Below are 13,278 nucleotides of genomic sequence, written 5' to 3'. Positions count from 1 at the left end.
GGATTTGGGGCACTGATTACGGCGATCTATATCATTGCCCAAAATGTTTTATTGGGTTCTATCTTTGTTTTCTTCACGATCTTACGTCCCATTCCACAATTCTTGATGAATAATAAGCTAAAGAATTCAGGGGATGAAATGTCTCAGGGAAGAACAGCTGTTCATAACCAAATCTCTGATAGTATTCGAGGGGCTCAGACCTTGCGGATGAATCAAGCCTTGCCTGAAAATTCTCAGCGCGTCTGGAATATCAATCTTCGTTATCAACGAGCTATTCAAAGGTTTGCTTTTACCCATAATATTGTTTTCTTTTGTAATGGTTTTATGGTCTTTCTGAGCCAAGTACTCCCCTTGGTATTAGGGTTCTTCCTTGCTATGCAGGGTCATCATGTTTCAGTGGCTAGCCTGGTTGCTATGTATATTGCTGCTGGTCAACTGGTAGGACCTATCCAAAATATCATGTATGATGTGGTTGAAGTACAAGGAGCCAAAACAACGGCAGAAAAGATTTTCGGAATTTTAAATCGAGCAGATGATAGTGAAACGGACAATCATTCGATCTCTCAAGTAGAAGAACTAGAAATTTCTCATTTAAGTAAATCTTATAATGGTAGAGAGATTCTTCGCGATCTTAATCTAGCCATTCGACAAGGCGAAAAAGTCCTCATCAAAGGGCCAAGTGGCTGTGGGAAATCAACCCTCTTCCGAATGATCACAGGGGAAGAAAAGCCGGATGCCGGAACGATTACTTGTCGTACAAGGGATGGAGTTAAAACAAGTCACTTTGTTCGTCAGGTAGGCATTATCAGCCAGCATCCTTTCCTATTTAATGATACTGTTCGCTACAATCTCAGTTTGGGACAAGAGTTTTCAGATCAAGAATTGGAGAATGTTTTGAGACAGGTCAAACTCGACCATGAACTAACTGATGGGCTTGATTTTGTAATCACTAATAACGGAGAAAATATTTCAGGCGGACAACGTGTCCGGGTTGAACTAGCCCGCTTCCTTCTTCGTAAAAAGGATATTTTATTAGCAGATGAGGTAACTGCAGCTCTTGACGCAGAAAATAGCCAGATGGTTCGTGACTTGATTTTCTCACTACCGATGATGGTGTTAGAAATCGCTCACCATATTGATAATGAAAGTCGATACGATCAAGTCATTGAATTAAGAAAAGAATAAAATTACTGACACAAACCTAAAAATATATCGTTAGTATATCAAAGAAAGAAAATACTAAAACTTTTCGCAGTGAGAAAAGTGCCTGAAACAATAACGTTTCAGGCACTCGGAATTATTGAGACCTTAGGCTCAATAATTAGTCTTGGAACTTCGAAGAAGTTCGCTGACGTCCGTACTCACCTAAGGAAAGTTTTTAATATGACTTTGTCTTCAATCTGAAAGAGGCTCAAAACTGAGCCTCTTTTGAATTAATGAAAACTTCCTTAGCTTAAAATGGTAATTTCCCTGCGAAAGCACCGAGTTTTTTCTTAGTTGCCGCATCAATTTCTTCAATAGCAGCATTGATGGCTTGCACCGTCATATCAGAAAGAGTTTCTGTATCTTCTGGGTCGACCACTGCAGCATTGAAATCAATGGAAACAACCTTCTTATCACCTGTAAGAGTTGCAACAACCAAATCCTGAGCAGATTTCCCTACAAATTGAGTTGCGGCTAATTCTGCTTGGCTTTGCTCCATTTGCTTTTGCAATTTTTGAGCTTGCTTCATCATATTTTGCATATTCATCATAATATTTTCTAGATTCCTTTCGTATCAAGGGTTTAGACCCTTTTTCTTAATTTTTACTGCCCACTTCTGCCCATTTTTCTAAAAATCGTCGAATGCGTTAGCGACTTCTTTTTGTTGAGATGGGAACAAATGTGAGTAGATATTTATTGTAGTATTGATAGAACTATGTCCTAGTCGTTTCATTAGAGTGAAAAAGATATAATCCTTTCCTTCTCCTCTCCTCAGTCCCTGATTTATTAAAAAGGCTACATGTGAATGCCTAAAATCATGGTTTCGAATCAATTTGAAATCTTTTGGCAATCGTTTCTTGAATGATGCTCTAAAGTTAGAGACATTCGGAGCAGTCATAGGCTCTCCTGAAAATTGGAAAATCTGCAAATCATCTGTTGAATCAGTTAGCTTAGACAGCTTCTGACTTTGAACTGATTTCCAAGTTCTCAACTCATCCACAAAAGCTTTATGGATGTAGATTTCTCTATTTGATTGAGTTGTCTTTACAGATCCAATATGTGTTTTCCCATTGCGATAATATGCTGACTTACGGATCTTAATATATCCCTCGTCAAGAAAAACATCTCTCCAAGTTAAGGCAAGTGCCTCTCCCATACGAATTCCTGTAAACATGAGTACACGATATAGAAGTTTAAAAGGATATTCACTTTCTTCGAAATAGGACTCAAACTCCTTGAATTGTTCAGGAGTATAATAAGACATTTCTTTATGCTTTTCTGGAAGTTTCCGAATAGCATTACATGGATTGTCCTGTCTAAAACCTTTTGAAATAGCGATATCAAACAATTTATGAACAAAAATCATTTGTTGGTTAATATGCGTTGCTGTAAGTGTGCCGCCTTTTACACTAGGCTGTTCGATTAACCAATCTCGATATTTTTTTACATCTTGAATGGTAACTGAAGACATATCAGCATTTTCAAAGAATCGCGATACATATTGGGTATAGTATGAGTCCTGGGTATCTACTGTACTTCTTTTATTTCCACGAAGCTCATCTTCTCCTTTTAACATTACATAAAGAGTGGAAATGGTGAGTTTTTTTGTATTCTGTATCTGATTTAACTTATGGATACGGTAATAAGCCTCATATTCCTCTGCTTCTTTTTTCGTTAAAAAATTAGATTTGCGGTGTCGTATACGTTTGCCAGTTAAGGAACTTTTACCATCACTAATATCAACTAGCCACAGTCCATCGTCCTGTTTAATTACCGCCATGCTATTTTTCTCCTTCAGTCATGACAGCGCTTTGAAGGTTCCCCTCAATTATATCATTTTTTAATTGTATTTGAAAACCAAGAATGGATTCAACTGTAATAATTGGTACTCGTCCAATACGTTTATTCTTATACCATTCAAATCCTTCTTGTACAAGCTGGCTCTTAGCCTTTCGTATTAATTTACTAGCTTGAGTTTCAGAATATCCAATCAATTCCATTAAATCATTTTTATCTACAACTTGAATCATATATCTATTCCTTTCTATTGTTAGTTTTATATTAGAGATTCATACATAAGAAAAATACTATCAGATTACATATTTTTATTATTTTTTCTTATTTTTAAGTCCTAACTTACTGCCCTATGGTTTTAGCGTAAAACAATACGAAATCAAAGTATTTTCAGCAAATTCATAAATTTTATTTGCATAATTTTTATGATTATGATATACTACCGGCAGTAGGATTTATGTACTTACTTATCTTTATCAAGTAAGTCAAAAGGATTAAGGAGAGACGCTTAAATAGTATGACATTGTATTTAGATGGAACATCTAATTAGCTACGGGCAATTATGCTTTCCTTGTTAATAGAGGTTTGAACATTATTGTACACGCAGTTGGTTATGATGCGGAAATCTATTCAATGACAACCAGTAAGCGAGCTTTCTTTTTTTATTCTTTTTATCCTTTAATCTGAGTAGTTAGTTGATTCCCTTCTTGACTTGTGCTGAAATAGAGAGGCATTTAAATGACAAAAGAATCAACTCAAAAGCTTACAAAAATTGTAAGCAAACTTGTAAAAATTGTACCAGCTATTATCAGCTTGATTATAGCATCACTCAACCAACTGGATCACACAAAACTTCTAGTTTTGTTATTCCTGGAAATTCCTAAGATTCTCGAATCTACTTGTCCGACATACCAAAAGCATTATGTTGTGGGTGACAAGATCTCAGAGAAGCGTAAAGAAAATTTGGAAATTGCTATCCGTAAAGTATTTATACTCTTTGTAAGCAGCTTTCTCTACAGTTCGATTTTTTCAAAAGATCGAACCGACTTCTGGCTAACACTTGCTCAAAGAGTAGTTCCAGGATACGAATTATTGTTTGACTATTTGATTTTAAAGTGGGCAAACAAGCATAAAAAAAAAGCGATCACATAAAAATTGTACTCAATGTGACCGCGGAAAATAGTAACACTTCATTCAAGAAGTGGAAAATTTCGTAAATTACGCCAATAATTTACGAAAACTACTCAGATATAAGAAACTTCTCCCAATGTTTGGGAGTTGTTTTTTGTTAATACACGTATTTTTATTATTAATCAGATTTAACTGTAAAAACATATTGTACTATAATGTACACAATAAAATATCAAATTAAAATAAGTACAAATCTAAACAGATTTATAAAAGTTAAAAATTAATAATAACTATAGCAGTATATCAATTTCAAACCGATTTGTCAAGAAAAATTTATTGCTTTTTAACCTTTTTATATAAAAACTAATAATATAAAAAGATACCACAACTATTGTATCAAATATTTTAATTAATTTCTAATTAATTGCGACCCCATCATTTTTCTTTCAAAAAATATAAATTTAGTTATTCGTTCGAGATCACAAACATTATGTTTATTAAATATTATTATAGCATCCTAATATAATAGAAGTATTTAGTTTTTTCTATTTGTATTTGTTGAAAAATATCCATATAATTATCCTTTTAATGTCCTATAACGTATGTAAATTGTTTTGCAGTTTCTGCGTCAAAAGTACGGTAACTAATGATCCCTAATCCTTTAACATTACACTCTGAGACGAGAATTGAACCATCTGATTTGACCTGTTCCACAAATGAAACATGTCCGTATATTGGATCAGCTCCAGCTTGGCCAGGACTAAATGATAATGCAGAGTGTTCTGTTGGCGTATGGGTTGTTGTGAATCCTGGCTTATTCATCCATTGACCACCATTTCCCATAAATGGATCAAAGTTGACTCCTACTTGTTTTCCACGGTTGAAGACATACCAGGTACATTGTCCCCAAGGATAAGTGCTTGTGATATATCCTGTGGTATCAATAGCTGTTGTCAAACTATAACCTACAGGTATATCATTTGAAGTGACTCCTCCACCATCTCTAGTTTTTCCTGTAGTTTGTTCAGGAGCTTTTGGTGTTCCTCCATGTTCATCAATGAAGGCATCCAGTTTTTGCATGGTTTCGGCACGTCTTTTTCCTGATCCTGTAGTATCTGTAAAATAGACTCCGCCATCGGTTGCTGGATTGAGTGTTCCATTCGCAAACTTTTTAGCTTTATCATCTTGTATTTTAAAGGTTTGGTTTTTATTTCCAATGATAGTTTGTTGGGTTAGTCCGACAACAGCAACCTCATCATTAAAGTTATTGGCATATTCTGGATTGGAGTCATAGGCACCAAATCCAAACATATTGGCTCCAGGATTAGTGGCTACTCCAGCAGTTCCAAGAGAACTTTCATTCAGTGCGATCGCAACAATTCCACGAACATCAAGATTTGATTTAGCTTCCCATTCGAGAAGCTTTTTACCATTAATTCGATTCTTATCATAGGAGATTCCTAACGTATCTAAAAAGCCGTCTAATTGCTCTGCTGTAATACCGAAGCGATGGACAAGTAAGTTGTGTGTATAGGGATCTCCATCTGACCAGTGATCCGCATAAGTCACTCCATTTTGGGATTGGGGTGAGCCATTTGTTCCGCCACCTCCGACAGCCCCCATAAGGATAATGATAATGAGGACTGGTAGAAAGAGAGGAATGAGACCAGCTAATAGAAACCATTTTAGTTTTTTCATCGAATCTCCTTTCTAGTTAATGTCTTATATAAGCAGTGAACAGGACAGTCCCAAAACGCCATTTAGCATCTAAAACGACTGAATAGGACTTAGCCTGTAGGATGATTTGGTCTCTTTCTTGTTCTGAGACTGGAAACAAAAGAAGGAAATCGACTGAGCGTTTTCCTTCTTGGTAGGCTTGATAAAGAGTTTCTTCAAGAACTCTTGGAAAAGCAGTTCTTGAGCGTATCTTGGTATTCATATCATTCTCCTCTAAGTTGTTTTAAGCGTTCTGTTAATCGGTCTCTTCGTTCAATATTGGCTCTCAATTTATCATCTCGTGTCATGGTCTTTCTGTAAGCACGAGTGAAAGCATTCGATCCTTGGGCTTTGTACATGGCTTGAGGATCTTTATATTCCTCTAATTTGCGCTCAATACTATTAATGCGGAGTTGTTTAAATGGAGAAATCCATTCTTCTTTAAGAGTTTGGAATTCTTCGTTTGAACTTGGTGTTGGCTCCGCTGTGATTGGGGATTCCATTGAAGGAGTTGGTGTTTTTTCTTCAACTGGTTTAACCTTCTCAGGAATTGCCTTTGTTTTCGGAATGTTTGGTTCTGGAGCATCTGGACTTACTGGAGTCTCAAATGTTTCTGTTGGGGGCACTTCATCAGGTTGGTGCTCTGAATCCTTATTGGTAAAGAAAGAACCAACATTTTGGAAGTGACTCTTGGCATTCATCATCATCCCAGCTCCAAAACCAGCACCTGCTAGGGCAAAGTTCCCAAGGTGTTGTGCAGATGAAAGACTTCTCGATGGTACTTGTGAAGCCACCTCTCTGGTCTTTGCGACTCCTTTTTCAACTTTGTTTCCAATGTCACTTGCCACCATTCGTGCTTTAGAGCCAAGAATGAATTGGATCAGTTCAGCTTTGTATTTCCATAGAAGGAAGTATACAAGTCCTTTTGATACAACTGAAATGAGTAGTTTAAAGACAAGGCCAAAGATGATCAAGGATGGAAGAGTTTTAAGGATACCATCAAATCCAGTAATGACGATATTTTCAATCATTTTTTCAATGTAGAAGACTAACAGAGTTAATAGGCTCGTGATAGCTGGGAAAAGCAATCCACCAAACATGACTTTTAAAACTCCAAAAATCAAATCTTGCATTCTTGGTACAAAGGACATCAATAGCACAATTGGAAAGAGCAGAATCATCATCAATACAAGTGTTTGAGCAATGACGTTTAGCATCTGAATCAAAATAACTGGTATCGCTAATACAAAAGCTTCACAGATTTTGAAGATAACATAAAACATACGAGTGAAAATGAAATCTGGCATAGCTGAAACCCACCGGTTCTTTTCACCATCATCATTGGCTCCATTTCCTAGTTCATCCAGATATTTATTGCGATCTTTCGATTTAACTGCTTTAAAGTTTCCATTCTTATCGCCTGTTCCTAGTACCTTACTATCATCAAAAGTTTCTTGTTTCCCATCTTGGCTATTCTTATATTTCCCATTTTCTTGTCCAGTATTGACAAAGACATAGGCTTTATAAGATGTTTCTGCTATATAGCTATCTGCCATAGAATCACCGATTTTGATCGTCTTATTTTTTCCATATTCTACTTTAATATGAGTGATATTTTTAGTGACCTCTTTAGAGACATTATTGATTGTATCAAGCAGATAAAGACCACCAGAGGTCCCTGCAACTGTTCCAAAGTAACCAAAACCAAGGATGAGAACTAGAAAAACATGAAGGAGTGTTCTTGAAAAGGATCCTTTCGAAAAGAAATATTGATAAAAAAGGTAGAAAGCTAAAATCAGAAGCAACATTGAGACGAGTGATTGCTTGGAAACACCACTCCCATTTGAACCGATAAATCCTTTCCAGATACTCATTGCTCCATTAAACACATAGTTTTTATAGCTAGAGTATAGATCAATTTTTTCAAGAATTCGAATCAGCAAAGAAAAGAATCCCACCACTGCGTTTAGAATGAAAAAGAAGAAGTTGACGAAAAGCTCATTAATCAGAACCCAAGCCCCGTTAAAGGAAGCGAACCCAGTAGGCTCCATATAGGACTTGAGAGAGAAGATATCGACTCCTCTTAGTTTGTCAAAAGCTTCTTGCATGGGTTCACCTCCTAACTAGCGTATTTATTTTCAAGGCTTGATGATACCGTAGCTTTCATAGGTTTTAGAAGCATATCAATATCTTCAAAGATGTTGTGTACGGAAATCATATTGAGATTGCCATAGACGTCATAGTATAGGCATTGACCAGAGATCATATTGTCAATCCATTCGAGATTGCTTTCAGTGACTTCGAGATTGACGTGTTTTAGAATATCTTCTCGTTCAGACTTTTCATAAAAAGCAAAAATAGTCCCAAATCCAGTTGTATCATCGTCATTTTCTGCATCATGTACAGATTGAGTAATCAGTGCCAAGGTATTATTTTTGGAGCGTCCAATCCGACGCATATTTTTGATAACGGCTTTTCCTTCTGCCGACTTCATAAGAATCCATGCTTCATCAAAGAACTCAATGGTATCTTCATTTTCATTTCGTTCTCCAAAGTGGGTACAGAAGGCACCCAGCGCAAACATGAGAGCGATAGAGTTGCGTTCATGATCTGAAATTTTTGTGGAATCGTCTTTTGGTAGTTTGAGGTTATTGACCTCTAGGATGGTCACTCGTGACTCGTAGTTAAGTCCTTGAGTGGTTCCATCTGAAAAGGCTAGTTCCAAGATAGAGTTCGTCACAATTGATGTCAGATAACGACCAACTGAAGCAATTTCAGAGGAAGTAGAGTCTCTCAGAACTTTTAGGACGTGTTTAAATCCGACCTTCTCACCAGCGACTCGTTTTTCTACAATCGCATTAATAGCTTCTGTGATCGCTGTTTTCTGATCCATTGTGACATCATCTACGGCTTGTAGTAGAAACTCGAGCATGTTTTTTGCGACCTCTACAGCCTGTTCTTTATCTAGAACGACAATAGGATCTAAGACTCCGTGGTTTGATGGAAGCGAGCTATCCAGTGTTACAAAGTTAAAGTTCTCGATCTGTCTCTTGCGTTCAGGATAGAGACGTGCAAATTCAGGTGAGTTAATCACTTCTTGGTAGTGGTTTCTAAGTTCCCGTTTGGGGTCAATATAAAGTGTCTTGACATTCTGCAAAGCCACACTTAAAAAGATGATCTGAGCAAGGAAGGATTTTCCTTGACCTGTTGCGCCCGTAATAATGATGTGTGGGTTCTTGGTGATCTTTCCAGCGATATCTTCCTTATTTCCGACTGTCGCATTATAGAGGACAATGTTCTTTGAGGAATCAATGGCTTTCGCAATATTGTCCCAACGTCCTGTCCAGTTATCTACTCGGCCGATATACCAACCGATACGGTTTCCAGAAGAAGTATTGGTGAAGGGCATGAGTTCTGAAAATCCACGAGCTGTGACCATATGTGTCCAGGTGCGAGTTTTCTTTTGGAGGTTTTCTCCATAGAGCAACGCTTGAAAGAGATAAGGTCCGTCTTGAGAAGCTTCACTAATTTCGACTCCCATATCGTCAAAATAGTTCAAAACCACTTGTCGTCTTTGACGTAGTTGGTTCACACTAGAAGCAGATACGATAAGATAGGCTCCATATTCTATGATGTCTTCCTTGTTTCCGACTTTCTTCATTAAGTCTTTTAGGGAGATGGAACCCATGATGATCTCGTCTTGTTGGACAGTATCTGTATTTTCTGCCTCTTCCATGATATTCCGATAACGGGTATTTGAACGTCCCATTCGACCTTTGATCTTACCGGTATCAATGAATTCCGCTTTGATTCGTAGCTCTACGGGAAAGTTCAAACGTTGGATAAATTCGCCCAGATGAAAACCGTTGAATTGAACAGGAAATTTACCTACAGGAAGAATAGTTACAAAGGAAGATCCATAAGGGCTTTCTAGCTTGAGGAAGCCACCTTTTAGAACTTTGATCAAGGTATCCGTGATATTGAATTGAGCACGATTGGCCAGTACCTCCTTCTTGTAGTGAGGGATATAGCGGAGGTATTGCATCCGCTGGTAATAAAAGAGTTCTTCATTGGATAACCGTTTTGCCCGAAGGACAGAGAAGGCTTGGAAAATGGTGAATTCATCACCTTTATAGTCTTCATACCAAGTGGGACTTAATTCATATTCATATCCAAGGCCTTTTGCGATCTTTTCTGTGAACTCATTAAAGCTCTCATAGGCTAAGTCTTTGACAGTAGCTCCATGATTTTGTTTGCGTAAGGTCACTCCCACGACCCAGTCAAACTGATAAGGGATTTCCATTTCATCTGTTAGTCGATCCACCGTGTAAAGAAGAAGTTCTTCTCCTAGCTCACGACTGTCATCTGCGAGAGCATCTGAAAAGTCCCGCATTTTCTCTTCTAAGAGATAGTCTTTAGGGATCAGAGATATTTCAAAGAACTTGTTTTTCTGGAGCTTTTTCATCATTTGAGCAACAGTGATTTTATGTTTGCCCTTTTTCTCATCATCTGTAATGGTGATGGGAGTGTTTGGAATACGATAATAAGCAACGACTGTTTGATCTTTTTTGAGAGCTAGATTTTCATGTGTTTCCCTAATAGGATAGGTTAAAGTAATACTCATAGGTCCTCCTTTTCTATAAATTTGTTTTTTCAAAGACAATTTCTTCTACAGGCTCTATTCGATCTTCATGGTAGATAGCTCTTTTATTGATCTTAAAGTCCCAGAAGTAAATCAGGTAATCTCCAATAAAGATGTGCATCTTTTTACCGTGTGGTTCGTACTCAGTATAGAACTTGGCCAATTTGTAAGGGAGATACCAATAGAGCAAGAGAGAAATTGAGTGAGTGATTTTTGCGAGTGGCACAAAGATAAACCCTCCAAAGAGTAACATGGCCACAAAAACGATGATAAAAACAATGAAAAAGGACAACTGCATAGGAGTCGCAAAGTACCAAAGTCGAGTGCCCTTTTTTGTCTTGATTTCTTGGATCCAATAAGGAGCATTTAGGCCCTTACTGTAATCATAAAGTCTTTCTTCATTCATACTTAAAGTCCTGATTCAATACCGAAGAGTCGCAGGAACCAGCCGACTGCTTTTAGGATATCTTGTCCTTTCGCAATTGAAACAATAACGGCATAGAAACCAACGACTGAGAAGAGTTGAAGCCAGGAACTGTTCCGCCATGCCTTGATCGCTAAGAGCACAGCAATGGCTGTTAGGATCCAAATCCCATCGCCCTGGAGGAAGGTTCGTAGATTGTCTGTATTCATAGAGTTCTCCTATTCTTTATCATTTGCATAGTTTAGTGGAATGGTGTGTTCTAGTTTTGTGACATAGTAGGTCTTTTCTTTTTCTGAGAGGGTAAAGGTGAAGTTTTCCGAGTGAGTGGTTCCTCCGACCTCAAAGGTTGCTTGTACATAAGCGATTAGATTTTTCCCATCTTTTTTAAGATAGGTATAATCAATCGTTTTGAAGGTGGTATTGGCTATAATATCCACATCCTTAGCAATCAGATTGAGGTTGTCTTGGTTAGTAGTATAGTTGGTAAAGAAGACCTTGAGGAATTTTTCAACTTTTTTACGCTGACCATCTGAAAAGTGGTCATTAGAGGTTAGTTGGAGCTGATCATCTTCACTAAAGTGTCCAGCTTGTGAGGATTCAATAGCAGAGAACCAAGGAAGGCCAGAGATATAGTATTTCCCATCTTTTTCATCAAATGGAATATTGAAACCTGTCACAATTTCTTTTTCTTCCGTGTTATTATCTCGGCGGATAGTCTCCTTGTATTTGATCTTATAGGTCGCAACCTTCCCTTCTACAGTCACTAACTGAGAATAGAGGAGTTCACTAGGATTTCGAACTTGACCTTGGGCTTTCACATCAGGAATGAAGTTGTAAAAGCTGTTTAAGTATTCCACTTGAGCTTGTTGTTTATCGCCTTCTTGTGGAAGGGTGAAATAGGCATAAACGTAGTCATTTAAGTAGTACTGGAGCTTATAGTCATATTTTCTACTCGACTCCATAGGCTGTGTCTGTTGCTTTTGAGTGGCCTCTACTTGGGCTTGTAGTGTACTTACCTTATTTGAGAGTGTGATAGCACGGATAGATCCCAAGAAACCAACAAAAAGGAGGAAAGCAATTCCTCCTATGACTGCAATATTGACGGTCTTTTTATTGGTGACTTTTAGTTTTGGTGGACCTCCTTTTTTCTCCACCTTTTTAAAGTGTGAGAGATATTCTTTTGCTTGAAGCAAGTAGCGTTTGGCTTTATCCATAGATCCTCCTTTTAGAGACCAGAAAGTTCAATGAGTTTTGAGCCTTTTGCATAGAGGCGCTTATTGGCTTTTTCGATCTCTCCATTAATGTAATAGTAGCCTCGCAACTCAGTTTGGAGTTGTTCGATCAAGTCCGGTTTTAGGTCTTTGGCTTCTTCTTTTTTTAGGAGACTATTTAATTCTCCAGCTTTGGTCCAAGCCTCTCTGTGATCTTTCTTTTTAAGTAATTCTCCCAGTTCATTCGTGACTTGAGAGACTTTCTTTTCAAAAATAGTTTTAGTAGCCATTTCAATTTCCTTTCTAAATGTTTCTTGATTGTCTTTGATGGTCTTTTGGATATAAGTAATGAGTGAGGGGCGCATTTTTTTATTTACGCTCAACACTTGACCATCTAGCGTGAAACAGGCATGTTCATAGTCATAGAACCCTCTACTATCTGGAAGATCTTCTGTACATCTGCCAGCGCACTCATAGTAGAAGTCTTTGTCCTTTCGTAAGAGGATATACATATGCCAGAATTCTTGTTCTGGAAGAAGCAGAAAGTCTGCTTGATAAATCTTCTTTAACATCTCAAGAAGCCTCAAGCAGATCATCGTAGCCTAGAGCTTGGTAGATAAAATCTGAATCAAACCAGAGCCAGTCATTGATTTGTCCTTCAGTTGGTGTATCACCAGAGAAGATATCTTCACAAATGACGGTTAGAGTATCCACTCCACCACGTTCACGGACAGTGTTCAAGGTGGTTAGTCCACCAGACCAAGCTTTAAAGTTATCTAGTGAATTGATTTGAACTTTGTATTCCATATAGTTTTTCCTTTCTAGTGTTCATAGTGTTTATTGGCTTTGAGAAGTCGTAACATGGCTTTTCCTCGATCGGTAATTTCTCCGCTATTTTGAATCATCTTCATGTATTCTGTTTGCAGGATTTTATCTGCTTCAGTGACTAGTGCAAGGGAGTTAGCAACTTGATAGGTCAGCCAGCGAATCGTTCGCTCAATACTGTAAGGCTGTGGGTTGGTTGAGAGTTTTAAGGGTTCGACTCCTCCAAAGAGCTGTTGCCATTTTTCATCAGGTTTATAAGCTCCAAAACGAGTGAGGCCATCATAGACTTGGATTTCTTTGTTTATGATGCCTCGTGCGATTTCTCCGAGATC

The 13,278-nt window shown here is 37.7% G+C and carries 15 protein-coding genes; 2 read left to right on the top strand and 13 right to left on the bottom strand.

Annotated features, from left to right (window positions below; all coding sequences use genetic code 11):
* A partial coding sequence (locus GMC92_RS10630; protein ID WP_155200337.1) for an ATP-binding cassette domain-containing protein occupies nucleotides 1–1,185 on the top strand: 1,185 nt, incomplete at its 5' end.
* A 268-nt stretch (nucleotides 1,186–1,453) separates the two neighbouring features.
* Here the strand turns inward: GMC92_RS10630 and GMC92_RS10625 are convergent.
* The 3 genes from GMC92_RS10625 to GMC92_RS10615 all read right to left on the bottom strand — a co-directional run bounded on the left by GMC92_RS10625 (nucleotide 1,454) and on the right by GMC92_RS10615 (nucleotide 3,233).
* Nucleotides 1,454–1,753: a YbaB/EbfC family nucleoid-associated protein gene (locus GMC92_RS10625; RefSeq protein ID WP_003005613.1), complete on the bottom strand. Its 300-nt coding sequence runs from the start codon at nucleotides 1,751–1,753 to the stop codon at nucleotides 1,454–1,456.
* 78 nt (nucleotides 1,754–1,831) lie between these two features.
* Nucleotides 1,832–2,983, bottom strand: coding sequence for a site-specific integrase (locus tag GMC92_RS10620; protein WP_155200336.1), 1,152 nt, complete (start codon nucleotides 2,981–2,983; stop codon nucleotides 1,832–1,834).
* 1 nt (nucleotide 2,984) lies between these two features.
* The gene (locus tag GMC92_RS10615) at nucleotides 2,985–3,233 is read right to left on the bottom strand and encodes a DUF3173 family protein (protein WP_003005186.1); all 249 of its coding nucleotides are present in this window, start codon (nucleotides 3,231–3,233) and stop codon (nucleotides 2,985–2,987) included.
* 502 nt (nucleotides 3,234–3,735) lie between these two features.
* On the opposite strand from GMC92_RS10615, the gene GMC92_RS10610 reads away from it, so the two are divergent.
* A complete protein-coding gene (locus GMC92_RS10610; RefSeq protein ID WP_155200335.1) occupies nucleotides 3,736–4,149 on the top strand; it encodes a hypothetical protein in 414 nt (137 codons plus the stop codon).
* Between the two features lie 564 nt (nucleotides 4,150–4,713).
* On the opposite strand, the gene GMC92_RS10605 is transcribed toward GMC92_RS10610, so the two are convergent.
* From GMC92_RS10605 to GMC92_RS10560, 10 genes are all read right to left on the bottom strand, one after another.
* Nucleotides 4,714–5,826 carry a CHAP domain-containing protein gene (locus GMC92_RS10605; RefSeq protein WP_155200334.1) on the bottom strand — a complete coding sequence of 371 codons (1,113 nt, stop codon included), beginning with the start codon at nucleotides 5,824–5,826 and terminating at the stop codon, nucleotides 4,714–4,716.
* Between the two features lie 16 nt (nucleotides 5,827–5,842).
* Nucleotides 5,843–6,067: a hypothetical protein gene (locus tag GMC92_RS10600; protein ID WP_009731701.1), complete on the bottom strand. Its 225-nt coding sequence runs from the start codon at nucleotides 6,065–6,067 to the stop codon at nucleotides 5,843–5,845.
* A 1-nt stretch (nucleotide 6,068) separates the two neighbouring features.
* Nucleotides 6,069–7,952, bottom strand: coding sequence for an MFS transporter (locus GMC92_RS10595; protein WP_155200333.1), 1,884 nt, complete (start codon nucleotides 7,950–7,952; stop codon nucleotides 6,069–6,071).
* An 11-nt stretch (nucleotides 7,953–7,963) separates the two neighbouring features.
* Complete coding sequence (locus GMC92_RS10590; protein ID WP_155200332.1) at nucleotides 7,964–10,468, bottom strand: ATP-binding protein; 2,505 nt, start codon at nucleotides 10,466–10,468, stop codon at nucleotides 7,964–7,966.
* 13 nt (nucleotides 10,469–10,481) lie between these two features.
* Nucleotides 10,482–10,892, bottom strand: coding sequence for a conjugal transfer protein (locus GMC92_RS10585; protein WP_155200331.1), 411 nt, complete (start codon nucleotides 10,890–10,892; stop codon nucleotides 10,482–10,484).
* Nucleotides 10,893–10,894: 2 nt separating this feature from the next.
* Nucleotides 10,895–11,119: a TcpD family membrane protein gene (locus GMC92_RS10580; protein ID WP_003005585.1), complete on the bottom strand. Its 225-nt coding sequence runs from the start codon at nucleotides 11,117–11,119 to the stop codon at nucleotides 10,895–10,897.
* Nucleotides 11,120–11,128: 9 nt separating this feature from the next.
* Nucleotides 11,129–12,124, bottom strand: a complete 996-nt coding sequence (locus tag GMC92_RS10575; RefSeq protein WP_155200330.1) for a conjugal transfer protein — start codon at nucleotides 12,122–12,124, stop codon at nucleotides 11,129–11,131.
* 11 nt (nucleotides 12,125–12,135) lie between these two features.
* The gene (locus GMC92_RS10570) at nucleotides 12,136–12,693 is read right to left on the bottom strand and encodes a conjugal transfer protein (protein WP_155200329.1); all 558 of its coding nucleotides are present in this window, start codon (nucleotides 12,691–12,693) and stop codon (nucleotides 12,136–12,138) included.
* A 1-nt stretch (nucleotide 12,694) separates the two neighbouring features.
* Nucleotides 12,695–12,928, bottom strand: coding sequence for a hypothetical protein (locus tag GMC92_RS10565; RefSeq protein WP_045759896.1), 234 nt, complete (start codon nucleotides 12,926–12,928; stop codon nucleotides 12,695–12,697).
* A 14-nt stretch (nucleotides 12,929–12,942) separates the two neighbouring features.
* Nucleotides 12,943–13,278 (bottom strand): replication initiation factor domain-containing protein (locus GMC92_RS10560; protein WP_173019422.1); only part of this gene is annotated, 336 nt, incomplete at its 5' end.

Source organism: Streptococcus parasanguinis, assembly GCF_009717775.1.
In the GTDB taxonomy this organism is placed as follows: domain Bacteria; phylum Bacillota; class Bacilli; order Lactobacillales; family Streptococcaceae; genus Streptococcus; species Streptococcus parasanguinis_AG.
The sequence above is the reverse complement of the archived record's forward strand: the minus strand, read 5'-3'. Positions and strand labels throughout refer to the sequence as shown.

Coding starts and splice junctions, on each gene's coding strand:
- GMC92_RS10565 (WP_045759896.1), bottom strand. CDS start 12,928: ATGGAATACAAAGTTCAAATCAATTCACTAGATAACTTTAAAGCTTGG.
- GMC92_RS10575 (WP_155200330.1), bottom strand. CDS start 12,124: ATGGATAAAGCCAAACGCTACTTGCTTCAAGCAAAAGAATATCTCTCA.
- GMC92_RS10600 (WP_009731701.1), bottom strand. CDS start 6,067: ATGAATACCAAGATACGCTCAAGAACTGCTTTTCCAAGAGTTCTTGAA.
- GMC92_RS10620 (WP_155200336.1), bottom strand. CDS start 2,983: ATGGCGGTAATTAAACAGGACGATGGACTGTGGCTAGTTGATATTAGT.
- GMC92_RS10615 (WP_003005186.1), bottom strand. CDS start 3,233: ATGATTCAAGTTGTAGATAAAAATGATTTAATGGAATTGATTGGATAT.
- GMC92_RS10605 (WP_155200334.1), bottom strand. CDS start 5,826: ATGAAAAAACTAAAATGGTTTCTATTAGCTGGTCTCATTCCTCTCTTT.
- GMC92_RS10590 (WP_155200332.1), bottom strand. CDS start 10,468: ATGAGTATTACTTTAACCTATCCTATTAGGGAAACACATGAAAATCTA.
- GMC92_RS10625 (WP_003005613.1), bottom strand. CDS start 1,753: ATGATGAATATGCAAAATATGATGAAGCAAGCTCAAAAATTGCAAAAG.
- GMC92_RS10585 (WP_155200331.1), bottom strand. CDS start 10,892: ATGAATGAAGAAAGACTTTATGATTACAGTAAGGGCCTAAATGCTCCT.
- GMC92_RS10610 (WP_155200335.1), top strand. CDS start 3,736: ATGACAAAAGAATCAACTCAAAAGCTTACAAAAATTGTAAGCAAACTT.
- GMC92_RS10595 (WP_155200333.1), bottom strand. CDS start 7,952: ATGCAAGAAGCTTTTGACAAACTAAGAGGAGTCGATATCTTCTCTCTC.
- GMC92_RS10580 (WP_003005585.1), bottom strand. CDS start 11,119: ATGAATACAGACAATCTACGAACCTTCCTCCAGGGCGATGGGATTTGG.
- GMC92_RS10570 (WP_155200329.1), bottom strand. CDS start 12,693: ATGTTAAAGAAGATTTATCAAGCAGACTTTCTGCTTCTTCCAGAACAA.